General features: G+C 37.6%; 19 protein-coding genes and 4 pseudogenes. 3 read left to right on the top strand and 20 right to left on the bottom strand.

Features of this window, described 5'->3' with window-relative positions:
- Positions 1 to 38: 38 nt before the first annotated feature.
- From AC1F25_RS10805 to AC1F25_RS10795, 3 genes are read right to left on the bottom strand one after another with little or no spacing between them, the layout of a single operon-like run.
- Positions 39 to 812, bottom strand: coding sequence for a Cof-type HAD-IIB family hydrolase (locus tag AC1F25_RS10805; protein WP_002309794.1), 774 nt, complete (start codon positions 810 to 812; stop codon positions 39 to 41).
- Positions 813 to 831: 19 nt separating this feature from the next.
- Positions 832 to 1,467 carry a DNA alkylation repair protein gene (locus AC1F25_RS10800; RefSeq protein WP_002309795.1) on the bottom strand — a complete coding sequence of 212 codons (636 nt, stop codon included), beginning with the start codon at positions 1,465 to 1,467 and terminating at the stop codon, positions 832 to 834.
- 28 nt (positions 1,468 to 1,495) lie between these two features.
- Complete coding sequence (locus tag AC1F25_RS10795) at positions 1,496 to 2,347, bottom strand: formate/nitrite transporter family protein (protein ID WP_002316577.1); 852 nt, start codon at positions 2,345 to 2,347, stop codon at positions 1,496 to 1,498.
- A gap of 261 nt (positions 2,348 to 2,608) precedes the next feature.
- Here AC1F25_RS10795 and rpsD point away from each other — a divergent pair, with 261 nt between their 5' ends.
- Positions 2,609 to 3,220: a 30S ribosomal protein S4 gene (rpsD, locus tag AC1F25_RS10790; protein WP_002294265.1), complete on the top strand. Its 612-nt coding sequence runs from the start codon at positions 2,609 to 2,611 to the stop codon at positions 3,218 to 3,220.
- Positions 3,221 to 3,359: 139 nt separating this feature from the next.
- A complete protein-coding gene (locus AC1F25_RS10785) occupies positions 3,360 to 3,899 on the top strand; it encodes a biotin transporter BioY (RefSeq protein ID WP_151669021.1) in 540 nt (179 codons plus the stop codon).
- Between the two features lie 74 nt (positions 3,900 to 3,973).
- Here AC1F25_RS10785 and AC1F25_RS10780 read toward each other — a convergent pair whose 3' ends face one another.
- From AC1F25_RS10780 to AC1F25_RS10755, 6 genes and pseudogenes are all read right to left on the bottom strand, one after another.
- A complete protein-coding gene (locus AC1F25_RS10780; RefSeq protein ID WP_086311287.1) occupies positions 3,974 to 4,483 on the bottom strand; it encodes a QueT transporter family protein in 510 nt (169 codons plus the stop codon).
- A gap of 208 nt (positions 4,484 to 4,691) precedes the next feature.
- Positions 4,692 to 5,453, bottom strand: coding sequence for a 3-oxoacyl-ACP reductase (locus AC1F25_RS10775; RefSeq protein WP_002312393.1), 762 nt, complete (start codon positions 5,451 to 5,453; stop codon positions 4,692 to 4,694).
- On the bottom strand, positions 5,450 to 5,671 hold the full coding sequence (locus tag AC1F25_RS10770) for a DUF2829 domain-containing protein (RefSeq protein WP_002290506.1): 222 nt from the start codon (positions 5,669 to 5,671) through the stop codon (positions 5,450 to 5,452). The genes AC1F25_RS10775 and AC1F25_RS10770 overlap by 4 nt, the downstream gene beginning before the upstream one ends.
- 19 nt (positions 5,672 to 5,690) lie before the next feature.
- Positions 5,691 to 7,271 (bottom strand): annotated as a pseudogene (locus tag AC1F25_RS10765) (helix-turn-helix domain-containing protein).
- Positions 7,271 to 7,972 (bottom strand): LrgB family protein, encoded by a 702-nt coding sequence (locus AC1F25_RS10760; protein ID WP_002290504.1) that lies wholly within the window; start codon positions 7,970 to 7,972, stop codon positions 7,271 to 7,273. The pseudogene AC1F25_RS10765 and the gene AC1F25_RS10760 overlap by 1 nt, the downstream one beginning before the upstream one ends.
- Entirely contained in the window at positions 7,965 to 8,375 is a 411-nt protein-coding gene (locus AC1F25_RS10755) for a CidA/LrgA family protein (protein WP_002312390.1), read from the bottom strand. The genes AC1F25_RS10760 and AC1F25_RS10755 overlap by 8 nt, the downstream gene beginning before the upstream one ends.
- A 325-nt stretch (positions 8,376 to 8,700) precedes the next feature.
- On the opposite strand from AC1F25_RS10755, the gene AC1F25_RS10750 reads away from it, so the two are divergent.
- On the top strand, positions 8,701 to 9,435 hold the full coding sequence (locus tag AC1F25_RS10750; protein ID WP_002290500.1) for an MIP/aquaporin family protein: 735 nt from the start codon (positions 8,701 to 8,703) through the stop codon (positions 9,433 to 9,435).
- 92 nt (positions 9,436 to 9,527) lie between these two features.
- Here the strand turns inward: AC1F25_RS10750 and AC1F25_RS10745 are convergent, their stop codons facing one another.
- The 11 genes and pseudogenes from AC1F25_RS10745 to AC1F25_RS10695 form a co-directional block, all read right to left on the bottom strand.
- Positions 9,528 to 10,442: a hypothetical protein gene (locus tag AC1F25_RS10745; RefSeq protein ID WP_002309805.1), complete on the bottom strand. Its 915-nt coding sequence runs from the start codon at positions 10,440 to 10,442 to the stop codon at positions 9,528 to 9,530.
- A gap of 107 nt (positions 10,443 to 10,549) precedes the next feature.
- On the bottom strand, positions 10,550 to 10,996 hold the full coding sequence (locus tag AC1F25_RS10740; RefSeq protein ID WP_244843385.1) for a helix-turn-helix domain-containing protein: 447 nt from the start codon (positions 10,994 to 10,996) through the stop codon (positions 10,550 to 10,552).
- Positions 10,997 to 11,255: 259 nt separating this feature from the next.
- Positions 11,256 to 12,353: a WxLIP family cell surface protein gene (locus tag AC1F25_RS10735; RefSeq protein ID WP_151669024.1), complete on the bottom strand. Its 1,098-nt coding sequence runs from the start codon at positions 12,351 to 12,353 to the stop codon at positions 11,256 to 11,258.
- Positions 12,354 to 12,473: 120 nt separating this feature from the next.
- Positions 12,474 to 14,500 (bottom strand): annotated as a pseudogene (locus AC1F25_RS10730) (lectin-like domain-containing protein).
- Between the two features lie 146 nt (positions 14,501 to 14,646).
- The gene (locus tag AC1F25_RS10725; protein WP_002320687.1) at positions 14,647 to 15,375 is read right to left on the bottom strand and encodes a WxL domain-containing protein; all 729 of its coding nucleotides are present in this window, start codon (positions 15,373 to 15,375) and stop codon (positions 14,647 to 14,649) included.
- Between the two features lie 535 nt (positions 15,376 to 15,910).
- A pseudogene (gene lacD, locus AC1F25_RS10720) lies at positions 15,911 to 16,888 on the bottom strand (tagatose-bisphosphate aldolase).
- Between the two features lie 12 nt (positions 16,889 to 16,900).
- Entirely contained in the window at positions 16,901 to 17,827 is a 927-nt protein-coding gene (gene lacC, locus AC1F25_RS10715) for a tagatose-6-phosphate kinase (RefSeq protein ID WP_479994098.1), read from the bottom strand.
- Entirely contained in the window at positions 17,824 to 18,354 is a 531-nt protein-coding gene (gene lacB / locus AC1F25_RS10710) for a galactose-6-phosphate isomerase subunit LacB (protein ID WP_002329748.1), read from the bottom strand. Before lacB ends, lacC begins: the two co-directional genes overlap by 4 nt.
- 13 nt (positions 18,355 to 18,367) lie before the next feature.
- On the bottom strand, positions 18,368 to 18,796 hold the full coding sequence (gene lacA / locus AC1F25_RS10705; protein ID WP_479994097.1) for a galactose-6-phosphate isomerase subunit LacA: 429 nt from the start codon (positions 18,794 to 18,796) through the stop codon (positions 18,368 to 18,370).
- Positions 18,797 to 18,813: 17 nt separating this feature from the next.
- Positions 18,814 to 20,217 (bottom strand): 6-phospho-beta-galactosidase, encoded by a 1,404-nt coding sequence (lacG, locus tag AC1F25_RS10700; RefSeq protein ID WP_151668765.1) that lies wholly within the window; start codon positions 20,215 to 20,217, stop codon positions 18,814 to 18,816.
- An 11-nt stretch (positions 20,218 to 20,228) separates the two neighbouring features.
- Positions 20,229 to 21,890 (bottom strand): annotated as a pseudogene (locus AC1F25_RS10695) (lactose-specific PTS transporter subunit EIIC).
- Positions 21,891 to 21,894: the final 4 nt, after the last annotated feature.

Genomic DNA, 21,894 nt, shown 5'->3' with positions numbered 1-21,894 from the left:
TTATTACTTGATGCAGGACAGCTTTTTCACAACCTCTTTTAAATCACACTTAACTCTTTCAATGCCTTCCAGATGCCATCTTGATCATTTGTATCAGTGACCATCTTGGCTTCTGCTTGTACTTCTGGCACAGCATTCCCCATAGCTATTCCGATTCCTGACATACGCAACATTTCACGGTCATTTTGTCCGTCACCAAAGCTGATAATATCTTCATGCGGGATACCTACTTGTTCTGCTAAGTGTAGGATCGTCGCCGCTTTAGAACCGTTTTGGGGAACGACATCTACACTGTTCTCATGCCAACGGACAAATCGGATCTTATCATATGAAGAGAATTTTCCATCATAGGTTTGATCGAAAAATGCTAACGCTTGATAGATTTCTTGTTCCTCTGCAAAAAATTGATCTAGTTCAGGCAAGACAGCGCCGAAAGAATGCATCGCCTCTTCCATCACCGTTACATCATTGGAAGAAGAACGTTTGATATTGTCTAAGCTGACAAAAGCTGTGTCGATCTGTTCATGATGCGCTTCCTGGACGAATGCATCTAACTGTTCGCGATCTAGTAAATTCTTATATACTTGTTCATGGTCTAAAAAACCGGCCGCTCCATTACATAAAATGTAGTTCGTAAAATCCAGATCTCGAATGACTTCTTGCGCATGGAATCGACTCCGCCCTGTAGCAATCGTGACCAGATGACCGGCTTTGCGTAATTTTTCCAATGCTTCTCTCGTGCTATCTAAAGCTTGTTTATTTGAATCTAACAACGTTCCATCAATATCAAAAGCAAATAATTTGCGTCTCATCTCTTGTCGTCTCGCTTTCTTATAAATACTTGCTTGCCTCTCGAACAGCTAACTTGCTCAAATCTGTTGTCAGCTGACTTTTTACCCAAGCAGCATCGGTCTTACTATAATCACGCAATGCCCAACCGATTGCTTTTTGGATAAAGAATTCCTTTGTTTGACGGTCTTCGTCTATTGCTCGAATCAATAGTGCTGTGTCTGTTTGCTGTTTATAACCTAATTGCAACGTGATTGCTATTCGACGCAACCAGAAATCTTCCTTTTTTTCGAACAACTGAAAGACTTCTTTACGTTGCTCTGGATGGGATTTACACCATGTACTGTATACTTTTCTCCAAGAATCGATGCTGTCCCACCATTCTTTTTTCTGGACTAGTGGTAACAATGTAACTAGCTCTTCAAAGGTAAACCGTTTGATGTTTTTTTGGACTAAATCGATCGCCACATACTGATATTCTCTTTCGATTTGTTCATAATAGTAATGAACAAAAGCTAAAACTTCAGAAACAGATAAATGTTTGCTTTCATCCAATAACGGCTGTTGCAAAAGAGCGCGTTCCGGCTTAGGTACTCCAGCAAAAGGAAAGAGATTTTTCATGTACTTTTCCATTTGTAACGCTTTTTCTTCATTTTTTGGAAAAACTAACACTTCCATAGTATTTCCTCCCTTAATGAACGACTTTTTAGTCCACATAGGATGATTTTGATTGATTCAGCCAAGCATAACCCAGTCCCATCACTAAACCGCCACCAATATAATTCCCTGCCAAAGCAAAAAACAAATTATGTAACACATTACTGGCTGTCATTCCATCCATCTGACCATGAGAAGCAAAGTAAGCAAGCGTAAAGGCAGGAAAATTCGCTATCACGTGTTCATATCCTAAAAAAGCAAAAATGAAAATAATGAATACGACCGTGATTACTTTCCCAGCATCCTCTTTCATCCGCATGCTAATCAGTACAGCGGTATTGACAACGATATTCGCAAACATCCCTTCCACCAAAATCGTTGTTGCAGGTTTTGCTAGTTTTACTGCTATTGATTCTAACATAAAGTTGTCCAACGTTAAATCTTGAAATGGCGTAGTCATAGAAATAAGAAATCCACATAACATACCGCCAATCATATTGAAAAAAATACAGGCAAATAGAATCTTGGCTGCCTTACTTAAAGCAAGTCTCTGCCGAAAAACACCCACGGTCATATAAAGCATATTCGATGTTCCTAATTCGGCGTTCATGTATAGAATCATGACCAGCCCCCAGCTGAACATAAATGCGTATAAAATCTTTCCTAGACCGTGCGCGATATCTTCCCCCTTCATCGCAATCGCAAATGCCACAGCCGTTCCTAAAGTCAAAAACAAACAGGCAAGAACCGCTCGAACAGCGTAACGTGAAAAGCTGTTTTCAAAAAGGTTCGCCTTCTTTTCAATTGAAGCATCGATTTTCTCAAATAATGGTGATACCGGATTCATTGATTTTCTCCTTAAACTTCCTTCACTTTTTTCCATTTGCACATACCTTCTCATTTTATAAAGAGAGCCTAGGTTTGTAAAGCGTTTTTACATACTAATTATCTTGACATTCATGGATGATCTATCATATACTGTAGTTTGTGTAAAATAATGCAGCAGAAAAATAATAACTCATCCCTAGTTTGTTGCCCCGTCTCGGGTTCGATTGTGTAACCGCGGCTGCAAAGGTGAAGATTGAAGAACAAACTATATGATTATGAATTTTTCAACGGATTATTTTACTCCAAAAACTTATATTCATTGGAGGAAATTTTAATGTCTCGTTATACAGGACCATCATGGAAAATTTCTCGTCGCTTAGGCATCTCATTGTCAGGCACAGGAAAAGAATTAGCACGTCGCCCTTACGCACCAGGTCAACACGGACCTAACAGCCGTGGCAAACAATCAGAATACGGCATGCAATTAACTGAAAAACAAAAACTTCGTCACATGTACGGAATGAACGAACGTCAATTCCGTAACTTGTTCGTAAAAGCTAGCAAAATCAAAGAAGGTAAACACGGTGTTAACTTCATGATCTTACTAGAACAACGTTTAGACAATGTTGTTTACCGTTTAGGACTTGCAACGACTCGTCGTCAAGCACGTCAATTAGTTAACCATGGTCACATTTTAGTTGATGGCAAACGCGTTGATATCCCTTCATACCACGTAGAAGTGGGTCAAGTGATCTCAGTTCGTGAAAAATCACAAAACATCGTAACAGTAAAAGAAGCTGTAGAAGCAACTGTTGGACGTCCAGCATTCGTAAGCTTTGACGCTGAAAAATTGGAAGGTTCATTAACTCGTTTACCAGAACGTGACGAACTATATCCAGAAATCGACGAAGCTCTTGTCGTTGAATACTACAACCAAAGCTTATAATTTCAAAAGCTTTCTTGAAAAAGGCCGCTATCTATTGGATAGCTGGTCTTTTTTTTTATTTTCTATTTACAAAGCAATCACTTTGTTTTACAATTTCGTTAACCAAGAAAAAATATTAAGTTAACGAAAAGAGGGTATTATGAACCGAACATTGAAAGAATTGATACTTGCTGCGGAATTTGCCGCGATTATTTCTGTCCTTTCTCAGATGACCATTCCTTTTGGTTTGGTTCCTTTGACAGGGCAAACATTTGCTATTGGACTGACAGCCACTTTTCTCGGAAGAAAATTGGGATTGATATCTGTTACGGTTTATCTTTTACTGGGTTTGATCGGTCTTCCTGTATTTTCAGGGATGACTGGCGGCATAGCTGTTTTATTTGGTCCAACTGGCGGATATTTGATTGGATTTCTCTTTCAAACATGGCTAACTGGCTGGATGATCGAAAAAACAGACGCTCATTACTTGTACGCAATCTTTGCCAATCTAATGGGTTCTCTTGCCGCATTAGTCTGTGGGATGATCTGGCTGAAGATAAGTGGCGACCTTACTTTTACAACTGCATTTGCCAGTGGGCTGCTGCCTTTTTTACTGCCGGAAGCAATCAAATCAACTGGAGCAGCCTATATCGGTGTCTTGTTGAAGAAACGGCTAAATCGATTTCTTCGAACGAATTGAACAAAAAAGCAGCATGGAAGAAGACTCAACATCCGGTCTCTTCCACGCTGCCATATTTTAATTTAAACAGATCTTTATTTTGTCAAATCTACTTTTTTACCGATCCAATAAATAATTATCCCACCGACAATCATTGATGCCAATTCTCCTAAAGCAATCACCCACCAATTCAAGAAAAAAGGTAGTTGATATAAAATCGTTAGCTGACCAGCTACTGTAAACATGGAAAAAGCGAATACGCATGCTGTCACTGCCATTTTGATTTTCATGTTTTTGATGCGACTAGTGATTTTATAGTTGATAAGCAATACAATCAGCGTGCTGACGCTTCCTACTACAACATCTATCAGTCCAAGAGGAGAAGCAATATTAGCCAAAGCTACTCCTGCTGTTACCGCGACGATGTATCTTTTGTTATACAAGGACAGATAGTTGAACATCTCCGAGAGACGAATCTGAATCACTCCAAAGCTAAAAACAGACAAAACCAGCGTCACTGCCACATATAAACCAGTGACTAGCGCCATCCGAGTCACATCTGTCGTTGTCCAGCGTTTGGCTGAACGGGTATTATTTTTTTCCATGTTCTATTTCTCCTTTGCAAGATAATTTTATCTTGGTAATGACTGCGACCAAAGGATGGGAAGAAAATTCCAACTGAAGTGCCGCAGAAGGTTGTGAAAAAGCTGTCCGACATCAAATGCCGGGAACAATCATCGACTTTCTTTTATCATCAACCATTTGGTTCTCTCTTTATTTCTTATCATACAGAAGCTTGAAAAAAACACAAGGTTATTTTAGCAACCAGCCACCATCGATTGGAATAATCGTTCCTTGTATATAGCTTGCTTGAGGAGAGGCAAGAAATAATGTCAGCTCCGCTACTTCTTCCGGCTGTGCCCATCGCTTGACTGGTGTTTCATTTGCCACCCACTCTGCCATCTCACCTTTCCCTTCAAAATCAGCCGCATTCATCGGCGTTTGGATGGCTCCTGGAGCAATTCCTTTTACTCGGATCCCCTGCTCTGCGTAATCCAGAGCGAGTTGTTTGGTAAAACCGACGATTGCATGTTTCGCACTTGTATAAGCAATCCCACCTCCGCCAGCAACCAAACCCGCAATCGAAGCCATGTTGATGATTGTTCCGCTTTTTCGGCGGATCATATCAGGAAGGATGATGTTTGTTAGATGATACATGCTTTTCACATTCGTTTCATAAATCAGATCCCACAGCGATTCGTCAGTTTCCATCAAGGATTTGTATGCATCTAGTACCCCCGCAGTATTCAATAAAATTGTAACTTCACCAAAATGATTCTGGCATTTCGATACCGCTTGTTGGAGTTCCTTCCTCTGTCGGACATCCCCTAGTGCGTAGGCAAAAGTTTCAGGAAATCGAAAAGAAAGTTCTTCCATTTTTCCAAATTTTTGATCTAATCCAAAAACAAAGGCATCTTGTTCCAGAAAAGCTTGGGCTTGCGCGGCACCAATACCAGAAGCAGCTCCTGTAATAAATACGACCTGTTTAGCTAAATCTGGATAACGGTTTTTCATTCTACGATCGCCCAATCATCTGCTAAAATATCGCAAACTGTAGGAGCAAAGCTAGAAAAACCTTCATCACTTGTTTTGATCAATAAATAGGGCGTCACCGGACAGCCATCAAATTCATCATCGGATACGAGAACAACATACAGCTCAAATCCACTCCATCCTTTACGAATAATCTTTGCACCTTTTTTCAATTCTGGTAAAATTTCTTCAAATGTCATCTTTATTCTCCTTTTTTTGTTATTGTTTTGATTGTTTTTGAATCATTTCAAATTTTTGAGATAGCTGAATGTAATCTATCAATTTTAATTCTTCGGTCACAATAAAATAGTCAAGATCCGCCCACGGTTTTCGATGAACTTTACTTGTTGAAATCAGAAGATCTACTTCTCTTCCCCGATAATCCGTTGGTAGAAAAATCAGCTGATAATCATTACGGAAAAACGTCCGTAACCCCTCCTCTAACAGTTGCTCTTCAAATAATGGAAAATCTGTCATCAAGAGGATCGTGATCTTTGGAAGCTGTGGAGTAAAGGCTCCTAATGTTTTAAACACAGTCAGATACCGTCCCATCAAAAACGCATGATTTTTAAACGCCAGATGATTAGGCTGTTTGTGTCTGCTTTCAAAAAAGCGTACTAACCATTGTTTTAATTCCTTGTTTTCAATGACTAAATGATTAATGAAGTCACTACTGTTTCCATCAATCGTTTCTTTTGCGTTAGGAAAAAGATAGGCGAAAAAATGACTACTGAACAAATAGTTTTCTGCCTCAAAGGTCAGATCTTCCGCTGGTAGCTCCTGCTCTTCTTGATAAAGAGAAAGAGCTGCTTTTGCTTCAGAAAGAGCTGCAAAAGGCGGTGTTTCTGCTTGTTGATGGAAATCAAAAATTTTCTTCCGTATCTTAGGATCACTATAATATTCTTCACGCGTCATCAGAACAAGAAATAATGCGCCTAATTCGTCTTCTACTTGAAAATAATTAGGAAATACCGGCTCCATGACTTGGCAGAATCGTTGGAACAACAGATTGTCTGCGATCAGCCGTCTTTTTTTCTCATTCAATACCACATAATGCTTCTGTGATTTTCTTAAAAAAAAGGCACCTAGCATGTATTCCAAACGTCTTTTTTTGATTTCATTCAAACGAACATTGAAAAAAGCCATGATATGTTCTGCCATATTCTTTACGTCCATTTGAGAAATCGTTTCAAACGGCCAGATTTTCCCTCGAAACAACTGCCAGAATGTCATATGCAAGTAAAGTCGAATGATTTCTTCTTCGCCTTGCGCGATATATGTACCTCGTTGCAGACGAATGCCATAAGTTTGCAGTTGCTGTTTCCATTCATTGATTTTTCGATGAGCAGTGGATTCACTAATGTAATGCTTTTGCGCAAATTGGTAAATCGTGTGGAATTCTTCAAAAAAAATGTCGTGCAGCAGCTGGAATTTCAGCGTACTTTGCACGAGATAGATCAAAAAACGCTCATGTTCAATCGAATCGAGCGCATCATAAAAGTTATAACCAGAACGGTGATTTTTTGTAAACAAAGGGTGCGTCTTACCGCTAAACTGCTGATAGTTTTTAGACAGCTCGTTTAGGTATTTCGACACACTGCGGGCATCCAGCTGAACAACTTGCGCTAATTGTGCAGCAGTATGCCAAGCTTGATCCTCAAAACTTTCTAGGAGGAGAATCTTATAATATAGATCTTTATCAAATTGTTTAAGATACTCGGAAGACAAATACACGTCTTTCCCTCCTTTTTTATGCTAGAACGTTTTGGTTATTGTAGCATAAAATAGTGGTTTTCGCATCAAAACAAGCCAGCAAAAGGCTGAAAGAATAACGGTAGCAACAAAACGGTCAATATCCCATTTACGCATATCGCAAGCCCTGAAATGATCCCTTCTACTTCGCCAATCTCGATTGCTTTTGCTGTACCGATAGCATGAGAAGTACTTCCTAACGCCACACCGCGAGCAACGGGACTTTCAATCTTGAATAAGCGGAAAATATGAGTAGCGATCAGCGAGCCAAAAATACCTGTAGAGACAACAATTGCAAGAGTCACGGCATTCACCCCGCCCATCGTATGAGACAAATCGACAGAAATAGCCGTCGTTACAGATTTCGGTAGTAATGAGATGACCATCTCTTTATGAAGAGAGAAAAAATAACCGATCCCTACACTAACCAAGCAATTTGCGACTATTCCTGCTAAAATCGCAGCCATTACAGGATAAAAATTTTCTTTCAGCAAACGGAAGTTTTTATAAAGCGGGATGGCAAGTGCCACTGTCGCAGGAGTAATCAGCATAGTCAAAAAATTGCCGCCGATATTATACTCTTTATAGCTGACGCCAGAAAAATGCAAAAATAAGATAATAACAACAATCGATAATACGAGAGGATTCAAAACAGGCAGTTTATATTTCCGCAAAAATTTGTCAGATAATACGTACACTCCTAAAGTCAAACTTAAGCCAAATAATGGATTCACAAAAAACTCAGTCAATTTGATTCTCCTCCATTTCGTTTACAGATACCCTGCTTGCTTTTTTCTTACGGACATAGCCTAGCAAAGCTTCTACCCCTTCTGCCGTTTTTCCCGCTGCGACCATCGTGACGATGGAACACACGACGACTGCCCCCAGTAAAATAGGCCATATCGAAGCGATATCATCGAAATATTCCAATAAACCTACACCAGCTGGAACAAATAAAATAGCTAGATTATTCAATAAAAAATCACCAGTTGCTCCGATTTTTTCAGGATCAACAAGATGCATTTCAAATGCTAAAAATAAAAAAAGAATACCTAAGATACTCCCAGGAATAGGTAAATGAGCAAAAATTCGGATACCTTCTCCTAATACAGAAAAGAAAATAATAATGAAAAACTCTTGAAAAAATTTCATCAAACAACACTCCTTACGTATAGCTTTCATTTTACTAACAAACCTTTTCTGAAAGTTTCAAAACATGCTGTTTCTAAGATACAATTTTTGAGAAAAAAAACGTTTTTTTTTTGGTATATTTATAGTTAAGCTTGGTGATTTGTGGAGAACTTTTAAAAAGAGTTGGAGTTTTGCTGTTGGTCTGGTTTCTTATACGTAATGGAAATCATTTTTTTATTCACATTTGTTAAGACTGCAGAAATCCTTCCGACACGAAACACTGCACCGAGGCTTTTCGTGTTGATGTTTCTTTTTTTTTGCATTTTTATAACATTTGGAGGTATTTATGGATTACTCACTAATGACCCGTCTTGCGGCGGAAATGATTGGTACAGCATTACTAATCGTGCTAGGTAACGGTGCTGTAGCAAACGTAGATTTAAAAGGTACAAAAGGATATGGCAGCGACTGGATGCTGATTGCTGTCGGATATGGATTTGGGGTTATGATGCCGGCAATGATCTTTGGCGGAATCAGCGGTAACCACATCAACCCAGCATTTACGATCGCCTTAGCGTCTAACGGATTGTTCCCTTGGGCTGAAGTTGTTCCTTATATCATTGCACAATTGATTGGTGCAGCGATCGGACAATTGATCGTAGTGGCTTGTTACAAACCTTACTACGACCAAACAGAAGATGTAAACCATGTGTTAGGTACATTCTCAACAATCAACAGTGTTGGTTCTAAATTCAATGGTTTCGTCAATGAATTCTTTGGTTCATTCGTTTTATTCTTTGGAGCTTTAGGTATTACAAAAGCACCATTCTTCCAAGATAACCTTGGTACAGCTCACTTAGCACTTGGTTTCCTTGTATGGACATTAGTTGCTTCACTTGGTGGTCCTACAGGTCCTGGCCTGAACCCAGCTCGTGACTTTGCACCACGTCTTGTACACGCACTACTTCCATTGAAACATAAAGGTTCTTCTCAATGGGGATATGCATGGGTACCCGTTGTTGCACCTATCTGTGCTGGTGTCGTAGCAGTATTCTTATATAAATTATTATTTATGGCTTAATTAAAAGCTAAATAAAAAAACTTGGTACAGCGATTGCGTACCAAGTTTTTTTATTTTTAGAAAAAGCAGACGGACTTTCTAAAAGAAATTCACTATTCGATCCTGTCGATGATTTCTTCAGGAAAATCGTCTATTTGCTTGTCAATTTTGCTGTCTTTGTATTTCTCTTCTTGGATAGTCAACAAAATCTTTGTAAGGTTCCCCCAGTCTACTGCTCTTGGCGGATCAAGCCAAACCACTACTTGGGACACACTTTCTTCATATAAATTGTTTCTATTCGTGATTATAACATCCGGAAAATCAGACTTTCCAGCCTCTATCACTTCCGTATTCAGATTAATATACAAACTTAAATTTTTCTTGATAAATCGATTATAGGCAGCACCATAAGAAAAATCGATGATGATTTTTACTGGCTCAGAAACCAGTTGAACGGGTATGTGATTGATCAATAACAATAAATAACTGAAAAAAAGAAAAAATTTATCTTGAAGCAACTCTTTGTGTTTTGACATTAGATCATTCATATACTCTAACAGATAGCAATAAAATGTAGGATAGTTTTGATTAAAAAAAGAAATATCTAGTGGAAATTCATCCGATTTATTAAGGGTATAATGCAAAAGTTTAAAATGTATTTTGGTTAACTCATTTTGGATCGATTTTCTCGTTTCTTTCGGTAACCGTTTGAACCGTTTTTCAAAACTTTCAATGAACCGCTCATTCAACCATTCGATTGTTTCATCTTCTTTTTTCCTCAAATACTTTTGATCTAACTTATCATGGAGATAAAGCCACGAGAGTGTCTTACAGATAAAAACAACTGATTCTGTCTCCAGTACTCCTTTTAGATAGAAAAATCCTATATCTGAGAAAAACAGCGGCTGATTGTTGGCAATATCTAAAGAATCTTCTTGTTCAGACAATAGATTGATTGCTAAAAAGTGGAATAATTTCTTTTTTTCATAAGCGGAAAGAGGATAATACCGATTTAAATTTTTTACCATTTTTTCTGTTTTTATAATTATAGGTAGCGCATACAACTTTTCAACACTTATTTCTGTTGAGTTAAAAAGATTATATAAAAAAAGGCGGATGTTTTTAGGATTTCCTGTCAACTTTCTCTTCTCAAAAAAATTTGATACTTTTTTAGATTTCTTTTCAGCCCTTGCAATACTTTATAAGCCACAGAATAACTCACATGATGCTGTTCAGCAAAATTTTCTATTGAGATATATTTTTCCTGAAAGAAAGCCAATACCATTTTCATGGATAAAGAATCTGTTATATAGCGAGATAATAGGGCATTACTAGAACTTTTACCATTGATTTCCAAACATATCACCAATTCACTAACAGTTAGACGAAAGTTTTTCTCTAAATCGAACATTTGTAAATCATGTTTTAGCTTATCGATAGTTTTTTTCAAGAGAAATGTCGATAACGATAGTTTCTCTTGAATATCCGAGATTGATTCTGATAAATTTGAGCTTGCTTCTAAATATTTAAGTAATGAATAACTTCTATAATCTTCCTTGCTTAAAAAAAACTCATAATTCATTAGCGATCAGCTCTTTCTACGTATATTGCTGTTTCCATTCTTTCACTGCTACTATCCCTTCTTATTCGTATTTCCTACATCGTCCCAACTGTACGCTACACAAACTGGAGGATCCGTTTATTGACCATTCTTGCTGTTAGACCTATTATAATGATTATATCATTTACTTATAGGCATCTACGCTAATACAAAAGCGTTTTATACTATCGAAAAAGAACGTAAATATCACGCAATAAGGAAAATATTTATTATTTTGATCTTACTTTTCTTTCTCTTCTTTCTTTCTCAAAATAAACCAAAGGATAAGTATTAAAACGAACAACAAGAAAATCAGCGCTTCTAAGATGTAGATCCAATTATTGGCCTTTTTAATCGTCACATCCTTCGTATTCAATTCCTTGGCTTCTTTCTCGTCTATCATAAACGCTTTTTCAAATATCCATTGGTCGGTATAGTTGATGATGGTATTTTCTTTTTTTCTTGAGAATTTTCCGTTTTCATTTTCATTTCCTAGAATGGTCATTGTGAGATGATATTCGCCTGGAGTTAGTGGCTGACCATTCAAAGCTGTTGGAAAAGAAAAGTTTGTATTCGGCGCAATCTGCAATCCTTCTTTTTCCTCCTGATATAAAACTTCAGAATGCCCTTTTTTTGTAATTTTTGTTTCAATAACTACCTGATTGATATAGGTTTTTTGATCATTTTGAACGTTTGCTAAAATGACATTTCTTGCATTGATTTGATCAGGTTTAACTTCATGGAGAACTAATTTAGGAGCAACTTTATTCAGTGTCTGTCGCATTAACAAGGCAACAGTATAGGCGTATTCATTCTCAATCGATAAGCTTTGATCCTTGTTTTCTGTTTGATCCTTTTCCGTCACAATTTCTTTGAATGTGATCCCACCGGCCAATACACCATCGAATCGATCTTTTGGCATCTTAGCATGAAAAACCACGGTTTGAACGCTTTTAGGTTCCAGTGTCACTGTCTCTGGATAACTCACATAGTCGATCAGATCAAAGATTAGACTTTCGTCTTTTTCAATCTCATTTTTTCCATATTCAACCATCACGTTTGAATTAGTCGTTGCGCTATTCACAGAAATGTCGATTTTCACTTCTTTTTCCGTATCATTTCTCAATTCTGCTTTTAATTCTACTTCCTGATCTGGAACAAGTTGGAGATCGAAATAAGTTTTTCTTTTATCGATTTGATCCTCCGAAGTTATTGGCGTCACCGAAAAATTGAATGCACTAGCTGTCACTGGTAAATGGTTAAAAAGTGTCCCTATAATAACTAGGAGTGTTACAAATAATTGCTGTTTTGGTTTCAAGTAAATCGCTCCTTTCATCATATGTAAGAAAAGATGGGAACAAAAGCGTGTCTCTGCCATTTTAAGCTGTGCAGGAAATAAGTATTTATGGTTCCTGTTGTCCTTGGTGCACCATGCTTTTGTCCTCATCTTCTCTTTTTATTAATTTTCTGGAACATCTGCAAGAATCCAGGATAGTTTCCCCTCAAATGTTCCAATCCTTTGATTTTCTACAGGAATATCTATTCTGATTCCATGTTGAGATGTAGAATCTAAAATAGCAGACAAATCACTTTCGCCTTTTTGGTCACTTTCAAAAATCGTAACAGCAGATGACCCTATAACCGTTGTCTCTTCAGAAGTAACAAACGAAAGAGCTTCCGGGAGTTCAAACGTTCCATTTGTAAGAACTTTTTCTTGTTTCAATTGTAATGTCCAACCTCCAGAAGCCCGTTCATCCATGATTTTCAATCCACCTGAGAACTGCCCAAATACACTTAATGGTTTATTGGATATTTTGTGTTGCCCAAAATCAACATACTGAGGAGCCGCTGAAAGATAAAGCTTTCCTTTTCTGTAATAAAAATAGATATCCGCTGTATTTTCGGAAAAGACACCTTCTGTATTCGCTGAATCAGAGTCAAAAACATATCCCTCAATATCAATAGGAAATTCTTTATAATTCTCTCCGATTTTTCCAGTGATTGTTTTCATTTCTGCGAGATCATTTTGACTCTCTTTCTCTTTATAGTAAACATGGACATCTATTTCCTTCAGCTTCGCAATCGTCAGATTTATATCATTTGACTGCTCAATTAACTTTGCATCCTCAAGATATTCAAAGTGCATAGTGAGTACCTTTTCGGGAATGACTTCTCGCAAATCTGTTTCCAACTCAATAATCAATGTATCTCCAAGAACAAAATAATCTCCTAGATTGAGTGTGACTCGGTTTCCTGTTATCAGGATATCTTTGGTATCAACTTGATTTCCGTTGATCAAGATACGCTCAGGAATATTTAATTCTTGTGCTAGGTCTATACTAGTCTCCAATTTCTTATCTTCAAGAAAATTCCCAGTAACTTTCAATGTATTTCTGATAGTTATCTTATCGTTTATTTCAACTTCAGCGATGGCCCCATAATCACTATCATTGACTTTTACATCAGCTGTTGATGACACATTAGATGGAAGTTGCGTCATAGCAATAGCGTTTTCTTGAAAAAATGTACCTGTTGAAGAAGTAAATCCCCAATTTACTTGTGTAGAACCGAATTGACTGATGAGATCAGGTACAATGTGAGAAGAGCGACCGACACCTTCCAGATCATAGGTGAGACTTCTTTGAGACGCGTCCCATTGAATGATTAATGTACGCCATGTACCATCAGAGAGAAAGGTAGGTGCTACTGTTACGCCAGTATGCTCTCCGGAATAATTGTTGTTATTTGGTTTAGGAGTGACAAAGGCGACATGCCCATGTCCCTTATTATCGGCAGTTATTTCACGATCCATTCGATCAGAAGAACCACTATTTTTATATGTGTCGAACTCAATCGAGAGTGCATTGCGACATAAGGCTGTCCTGATCGAGTCGAATAAGAACCAATTCCCATACCTGGGGAACCGATAACTTGGCTGGGATCATTAGCCATTCTAGAATCACCAGTCAATGTAAAAGTCATACCATCTCCTGCTTTATCTCGTTGATTTCCTAAATATAAATAACATTTAAATGTAAAATCTGAGCGTAAATCGATTTTATTGTTTGACCAAATAGCTCCTCTTTGAGACCTCTCTGCTGGATTCAGTTGCAATAGCTTCCCGTTTTCCAATATGGACGTGCTAGTACCGATAGGTTGTTGAAAAATCTTATCAATAGAAATAATATTGGGATCATCAGGCAGCCCCACTCGATAAGTCGGGGCATTCTCCAATGGCTGTTTGATTAACTCTTCAGATTCTTCTTTGTCAGTGGTCTCTTTACTGTCAGTAGTACTTGAATTCTCACTGCTTTCTTGGATCTGGCTGGATTCTGTTAAACGATCGAGTGTCGAAGTCTCTTTGCTTTCTTCGACTCTTCTATTATCACTGACCAACTGATTCGATTCCAAAGAATACCCTATAATCGGAAAGATATTAGTCGCTAATAGACTGCTTAAAATGAGCACGATCCTTCTCTTTTTCACTATATCTTTTCCTCCTGATTGTTGAATTCCCAGATGAACTGTTCCTGTCCAAACTAATATAGCTTGGCCTTTACCAACCTTTGTTTAGATTGTCTTCACAAAACCGTTTGACTGCATGCTTATTTTCAACTGTTCTTGTAAGTAAACTAGTTATTGGGTGTATCTTCTAATGTCCAAATTAATTTAGTAGAATATTGTTGCGCTAACTTGACAGATGTACCAGGTACCGAAAGCTGTACCGCATCTTTATTTTCATTTTCATTCGCACCAAATCGATAGACCCAAGTCCCCACACCTGTTCCTGATTTAGCATTGATTGCTAACGTATTATTTCCTCCTGGTGTCAGCGTTAATTCAGAATTGACCGTTTCAGGTGTATATGTTGGATCAACCAAAGAAACAGCTTGCCCTTTCGTAAACTTCAGCTGTGCTCCAACTAGTTCGTCCCCACTGGCAGTTTTAAATTGTTCTGGTTGGGCTACACTTAATTTCCACCCAGATAGTGTTCCTCTTTTATCTGTCACTTGGACATATGTCGGTTTTTTAGAACCATCAGTCATTTCATCAGCAGATGCATAATACGTTTTATCTGCAGTAGAAATTTTTTGAGTCCCAAATTTGAATTTTGATCCATAGTCAATCGATAATGCTCCTCCTGTTCCAGGACTTGGAGGGTCTACTGGATCGACAGGGACGTTGGGATCAGGATCTTCCGGATCAACTGGAGGAGTTATTCCCTCATCTCCTGCTTCAAATGTGATTGTTCCGTCTGTGTTATATTCCTTTGGGTATACTTCAGCTGCAGAGACGAAAGTCGTACTTACTGCCATACTGAATAACATCGTTGCCACTAATATAGTTTCTTTTTTCATCATTGCCATTCCTCTTTCTTTTTTAATAAATATACAATCGATCCATAGCACATGTTTGCTTTACGGAACTTATGAGAGAGAAGAATATCGTTCCGTATCTGCTCATATATGTCGATTAGTTGTTAGATGATTATCAGTCCGTTTTGATTCTTATTTTTCTATTGCCGCTTGATGCAATTAAAATTAGAACTGTAGCTGTCATAGTCTTTAAAATCATTTGTACATCTCACACCCCCATCCATCAAATATGACTTGACTGTCAAGACTGCAATCAATAGTTATTATAAGTAAATAAAAAATACATATTATATTATTTTTTGACAGTATCAGATAAAAAAAGAATAAACGCTTGCATCTAGTACTCCCTATGTTATGAATCGATCGATCAAATAAACATTCGCTAACTATTCTTCACAGCAAAAAAGCAGCATATCCACAATAAATGGATCTACTGCTCTTACTTATCCTTATAATTAACAGGGATTTTCTTTGTCGTTGATGATATTCCATCACTCCCGTAGTAATAACAGAAAAAATATTAGAACCTATTAAAATCAATAGGTGTCGCGGTTTCCTTCAATACGGTATTTAAGCTTTCTATATTTGCTCGTCCTTGTGTATTCATCCATTCAATTGCTGCCTCTTTTCCATCAAGGACATAATGTTTGATTCCATCAGCCCAAGTGGCACGACCACAAAGAACACCGTTGAAAGTAGAACCGGCATGTTTTGCAAAATGTAAGGTTTCTTGGAACAATCCAGAGGTTACACCAGCACTCAAAAAAACGTAAGGCAGAGGAGTAGATTCAGCTTGTTCTTTGAAAAAAGCTGCTGCTTCTGATTTTGTATAAATAGCTTCATCTATCCCATACCCTTCGACATATTTCATATTGACTGGCACTTCTACTTTTAGTGCATCCACCCCGTAACGTGTTTTAGAGAATTCTTTCATCATTTCAATCACTTTATGGGGTTTTTCGCGTGCATATTTTTTCGATGTTTAATCAGGAATGGTTGCATCATAAGACAGCAATTCTAGAAAGAATGGTAACTTCTCTGCTTGGCACTCCAAACCAATTCGTTCAATAAAGGCGTGCTTTTGATGATTGATTTCTTCAGATTCATCAATATCATAATATAGCAGGGTTTTACATGCATCCGCACCAGCTTCTTTCAAGCGCTTGACTGACCAAGAAGCTAACAAATCTGGGAGGCGTCCAGGAGTGGAGGTATCATAGCCGGTTTTCTCATAAGCTAACAATAATCCTGAATTTTCGTTCTTTACATCAGCAGCAGGTAGCCCGTAGTCTGGATCTAATAAAATAGATGATGCATATTCCGTTAATTCAGAGGCAACGATTTTCTTAAATTCTACAATCTCTGTGTCTTCTGCTTCACTTCCCTTGAATTGAGCAATCATTTTCTTCAATGCACCACGTTGATCGATTGCTAAAGCACCAATTATCCCCTCGCTACTACATAAGCGATTGATAAATCGTCGTTTTTCTTCATTCAAATTGATATCCTCCTAGACTTCTTTTATTTGTATCTGCTTAATTAATGTATGATAATTTACTAACTCAATATAACCCGTGGTTTCTTCTTGTGCATTTAGTATTCCCAGAGCATTTCCTTGCTTAAGCACCACATCAACTGATTTTTCTTTTTCAATAGCAACCGCTAAACCAGCTAACATTGCATCACCAGAACCTACAGGGTTTACGGCTTTGATTGAAGGAATCATCACATGATAGAATCGATTCGAGTGTTTAGCAAATGCACCTTTTCTACCCATCGAGACTACAACCCAGTCAATACCAGCAAATAACGGATTCGATAAAGCTACTTTCAGTTGCTTCACATCTGTAGTGATAGGCTGATCTAATAACTCCGCTAGTTCTTGTATGTTTAGCTTAATCAAATACGGTTTAGACTCTCCTTTAAGTACTGTCATCAATGCTTCGCCAGAACAATCTAACATGACCGGCTTGGGTCTGCAGACTTGTATCATTTGCTGGTAAAAATCTATCGGAAGTCCTTGAGGCAAACTACCAGAAAAACAAATAACATCAGCTTTTACTGCCAATTTTCCTAAATGATTGAGAAAGTCAGAAGCCTCTTGTGTAGAAACAATTGGTCCACTTTCTAAGATTTCCGTCTGCTGACCTTCATGTAAAATAGCGATGCAATTTCGTGTTTCGCTTTTGATGGACAAAAATTCATGAAGGATATTATCTTGTGTTAACCTCTCTTTGATTTCTTCCCCTAAAACCCCACCAATTAATCCACTCGTCATCACTTCTGCATCTAATTGTTTCAAAATGCGTGTGACATTCAATCCTTTCCCACCGACTGTTTTTTTCACATTTTTCACACGATTGACTGCATCTAAACTAAATTCTGTTAATGGATAAGAAACATCGATTGAAGGATTCATCGTAATCGTTAGAATCATTGATTAGCCTCACAATCTTGGTATTCATCGCGATTCCATTTTTCGATAAATTCATCAAAAAAATTCGGATCAATTTGATACTCATTAGCTTTTTCGATTTGTTTGATTTTAGCAATCAGTTGCTGGTTCTCATCCGTTTCTTGATATTTTGCCTGAATGAAAGCATCAAGAATATCACAAATCAAAAATTCTCCAGTAATCCGAGCGCCAAACCCGATCACATTTGCATCCAATTGTTCTTTTGCATAGATAGCTGTTGTCATATCACGCACTAATGCGCTCCGAATACCTGGAACTTTGTTTACTGCATTATTGATTCCTACCCCGGTCCCACATAAACAGACCCCTAGATCTGCTTTTCCCATCACTACTGCTTCTCCTACTTTTTTTCCATAAATAGGATAATGAGTCCGTGTGAAATCATAGGTTCCTATGTCTAATACTTCATGTCCTTTTGCTTTCAAAAAATCTGATAGAGCCATTTTAGTATCTGTGACGATGTGGTCACAACCAATTGCGATTTTCATACTTTCTCCTTTTTTATGCCATTTTATTCAACATATCTACACGAACTTGATGTCTACCACCTGCGTAAGTTGCTTGTAAAAATTCCTTTACGATTGATAACGCTAACTCTTCTCCTACGATCTTCGACCCAAGAGCAATCATGCGAGAATTATTGTGCTCTCTAGTCATATAAGCGCTACGTTCGTCTGAAACTACTGCTGTAATCATCCCTTTGACTTTTGTTGCTGAGATGAAGCTTCCTACTCCGTAACTGTCTACTGTAATACCTAAACTTCCTTCATTATTCATTAGATCATTCGCGACGGCTAAAGCAGATGCTACAAAATCTTCAGAAGGTGTCTCACTTTTATCTGCTATCATAAATCCTTTTTCGATTAGATCTTTCTTGATCACTTCTTTCAGTTGCATTCCATCTTTATCCGAACCGATTACTATACGCATCTTCTTACCTCTCTTCCTTATTCAAGCAATTTGCTGTTGCTGATTTTCTTATACCAATAGGCACTTTTTTTCGCATATCGATTTTGATTTTTAAAATCGACATAAAATAAACCATAGCGTTTCTTATAGCCATTTGTCCATGAAAACACGTCCATCAATGACCATACAAAGTAACCTTCTACATTTACCCCGCGCTCAATAGCTTTTAAAATGGCTTTCAAATGTACGAAAATATAAGCGATTCGAGAATCATCTTGCACTTGCTTGTCACATAACACATCTTTTTCGCCCATTCCATTTTCTGTTACATAGATTTTTTTATAGTTTGGATACCGTTCCTTGATAAAGACCAACATATCCTCTAGCCCTTGCGGATAAATTGGCCAATCCCAGTCTGTTGTTGGAACTTCAGGGTTATTGACTCTTTCTCCAACCCCTTTCAATGCAAAACGACTACTTCCTTTTTCTCCCGTACCGTTGTGATGGGTAGTAGATTCACCAATATAAGCTTTTACGAAATGGCTAGCATAATAATTGACTCCAATAAAATCAATTTGATCAGCTGCATAAGCTAATATCTCAAATTCTTCACGTGTAGTCTTCAACACTCCTTCATTTTCGCGAAGAATTTCTTCAATGTTCTCCAAAGTATCTTCAGCGTAATGTCCCCTATAAGTAGCGTCTAATAAAAATTGATTTGCTAAAATATGTTCTTTTCTTGCAGAACGTGTATCTTCAAGATGATTAGTGATACCATATTTTGATTCCAAGATGTGGACAATACCGATTTCTCCTAGGTACTCCGCCTTTTTATACTTTTCAACTACTTTTGCATGAGCAACCATCATGTTATGCATAGCTTGGATTGCTTTTGGAAGATCGTATTTTATATTCGGTGGAAAATGACCAATAATGTATTGACCAGCTACTACAGACCAAGGCTCATTGAACGTGATCCAATAATTTACTTTGTTCCCATATTCTTTGAAACAAAACTCCGCAAAATCAACATAAGCAATAATCGTTTTTTGAGAAAGCCAATCGCCCTTTTCGAACAAAGATAAAGGGGTGTCAAAGTGATGCAAGGTAACAAAGGGTTCCACTCCATTAGCTATACATTCATCAATCAATTTGTGATAAAACTGGACACCGGATGGATCAAATTTTCCGACACCTGAAGGAAATATCCGTGACCAAGCAATAGAAATACGAAGACCATTGATACCGAATGTACGGCATAATTCTAGATCTTCTGGGTATTTATGATAAAAATCACTTGCTAGACTTGGATCAAACATACCTTGCTCTTTTAAATAATCATCCCAATAATTCTTCCCTCGATTTCCTTCTAATAGTGCACCTTCTGCTTGAAAAGCAGCTGTCGCAGCACCAAAAACAAAATGTTCCGGAAACTTATTCATTCTTTACCTCCTTAAATTAAATTCTTAAAAACAAAATCTACTGCTTGATTCGGCGCTTTCGCTAAAGCCACATACTCCGCTCCACTAGTAGAAACAGCTTTTGTTTTGTAATTTTTTACATCTTCTTCCAATTCTTTAAACATTGAAGCCATTTGTGGAGCTAAAACGATCAAATCAAATTCATTGATTAAATCTTTGTGTTGCCCATAAGCCATTGCTGTAGATTCAATATCGATAGCTCGAGCTTTAGCACCTTTTTTGATTGCATTAGCCAACATAGAACTTGTTGCACCATTTGCACATAGAACCAATACATTTTTTTGACCACCTTCTTCCATTAACCCTGTAGTCACTTGTTCAGCTATAGGAGGTTCTTCTGTAAAAATCGGTTCAGCCTTTACTTCCTCAAGGGTTTCTTTTGCCACTAATTCATTGTCATATGCTTTGAAAAATGGAAAATATATTAAAAAATCAACGATCAGTAATAGTATGACTAATAAAACTGCTAATCCAGCAAATCCTGTTCCTAAAATCAAACCAATTGGTCCAGGCGTTGTCCATGGCAAATTATAAATAAATCCATCCATCCCTAAAGTATCAACGAAAAACTTAAAAATCCACACATTTAAGATTGGCGCAGTCACAAAAGGAATAAAGAAAATCGGGTTCAAAACAACTGGTGCACCAAATAGGATCGGTTCATTCACACCAAATAACACAGGGATAGCAGAAGCACGACCAATCGTTTTCATTTGCTTCGACTTTGCCAAAAAAGCAAACATGAATGTTAGGATAAGCGTAGCCCCTGTACCACCTAAAGTAGCGACAAAATATTGGATCCCTTAAGAAAGAATCCGTGGTGCATGTTCACCACTTTGATAGAGCTGAAGATTCGCTTCAACATTTGTAATATAGATTGCCGCAACTGCAGGTTCTACGATAGAAGGTCCGTGGATACCGACAAACCAGAAAAAAGCCATTGCCCCAAAAATCAATGCCAGTCCTAAATATCCATCTGCAGCACTAAAAATTGGCTGGAACAATTCAATAATCTTTTCTGAGAATCCTGTTCCTGCTAAATGCCTGAACCCTAAGTCGAATAACCAAAAAAAGACAGTTGCTAACGTGATTGGGATAAGATCTTTGAATGTCTGCGAAATATTCCCTGGAACTTCTTCAGGCATTTTTACAGTGATATTGTTTTTGACACAGAAACGATAGACGTTTGGGACAATAAATCCGACTACAAAAGCTGTCAACAATCCTTTTGTTCCCATAAAATCAGAAGAGAAACCGCCTTCAATCGCATCCACGCCAATAATCACAAATCCAATAAATGCTGCGATCATCGTTGAAGTAGGATTGATTTGATTGGTTTTAGGTAGTTTATTATTAAAAGTCTCCGTCAAACTTTTTGTCACAGTAGCTGCCATAAGCAAACCTAGAATACCCATTGATCCGTTGTAAGCCTTCATTAGAATCGTTTCGATTGATGTATCCCAATGGAAACCGAAAGCATTTGGAACATAAGCAGCTAACAAAAAGAAACTTGAAAAAAGAATCACTGGTATAAGGCTGATAAAGCCATCTCTAATCGCTCTCAAGTAAGGATTATTCGAAATCTTTTCAAAATGAGGTTTCATCTTTTCGATTGTTTGTATCAGCTGTTTCATACTG

The sequence above is a fragment of the Enterococcus sp. M-BR2 genome (assembly GCF_056612775.1).
This window is presented reverse-complemented; position numbering and strand designations above follow the sequence as displayed.

Coding starts and splice junctions, on each gene's coding strand:
- AC1F25_RS10805 (WP_002309794.1), bottom strand. CDS start 812: ATGAGACGCAAATTATTTGCTTTTGATATTGATGGAACGTTGTTAGAT.
- AC1F25_RS10800 (WP_002309795.1), bottom strand. CDS start 1,467: ATGGAAGTGTTAGTTTTTCCAAAAAATGAAGAAAAAGCGTTACAAATG.
- AC1F25_RS10795 (WP_002316577.1), bottom strand. CDS start 2,347: ATGAGAAGGTATGTGCAAATGGAAAAAAGTGAAGGAAGTTTAAGGAGA.
- rpsD (WP_002294265.1), top strand. CDS start 2,609: ATGTCTCGTTATACAGGACCATCATGGAAAATTTCTCGTCGCTTAGGC.
- AC1F25_RS10785 (WP_151669021.1), top strand. CDS start 3,360: ATGAACCGAACATTGAAAGAATTGATACTTGCTGCGGAATTTGCCGCG.
- AC1F25_RS10780 (WP_086311287.1), bottom strand. CDS start 4,483: ATGGAAAAAAATAATACCCGTTCAGCCAAACGCTGGACAACGACAGAT.
- AC1F25_RS10775 (WP_002312393.1), bottom strand. CDS start 5,453: ATGAAAAACCGTTATCCAGATTTAGCTAAACAGGTCGTATTTATTACA.
- AC1F25_RS10770 (WP_002290506.1), bottom strand. CDS start 5,671: ATGACATTTGAAGAAATTTTACCAGAATTGAAAAAAGGTGCAAAGATT.
- AC1F25_RS10755 (WP_002312390.1), bottom strand. CDS start 8,375: ATGAAATTTTTTCAAGAGTTTTTCATTATTATTTTCTTTTCTGTATTA.
- AC1F25_RS10750 (WP_002290500.1), top strand. CDS start 8,701: ATGGATTACTCACTAATGACCCGTCTTGCGGCGGAAATGATTGGTACA.
- AC1F25_RS10745 (WP_002309805.1), bottom strand. CDS start 10,442: ATGGTAAAAAATTTAAATCGGTATTATCCTCTTTCCGCTTATGAAAAA.
- AC1F25_RS10740 (WP_244843385.1), bottom strand. CDS start 10,996: ATGAATTATGAGTTTTTTTTAAGCAAGGAAGATTATAGAAGTTATTCA.
- AC1F25_RS10735 (WP_151669024.1), bottom strand. CDS start 12,353: ATGATGAAAGGAGCGATTTACTTGAAACCAAAACAGCAATTATTTGTA.
- AC1F25_RS10725 (WP_002320687.1), bottom strand. CDS start 15,375: ATGATGAAAAAAGAAACTATATTAGTGGCAACGATGTTATTCAGTATG.
- lacC (WP_479994098.1), bottom strand. CDS start 17,827: ATGATTCTAACGATTACGATGAATCCTTCAATCGATGTTTCTTATCCA.
- lacB (WP_002329748.1), bottom strand. CDS start 18,354: ATGAAAATCGCAATTGGTTGTGACCACATCGTCACAGATACTAAAATG.
- lacA (WP_479994097.1), bottom strand. CDS start 18,796: ATGCGTATAGTAATCGGTTCGGATAAAGATGGAATGCAACTGAAAGAA.
- lacG (WP_151668765.1), bottom strand. CDS start 20,217: ATGAATAAGTTTCCGGAACATTTTGTTTTTGGTGCTGCGACAGCTGCT.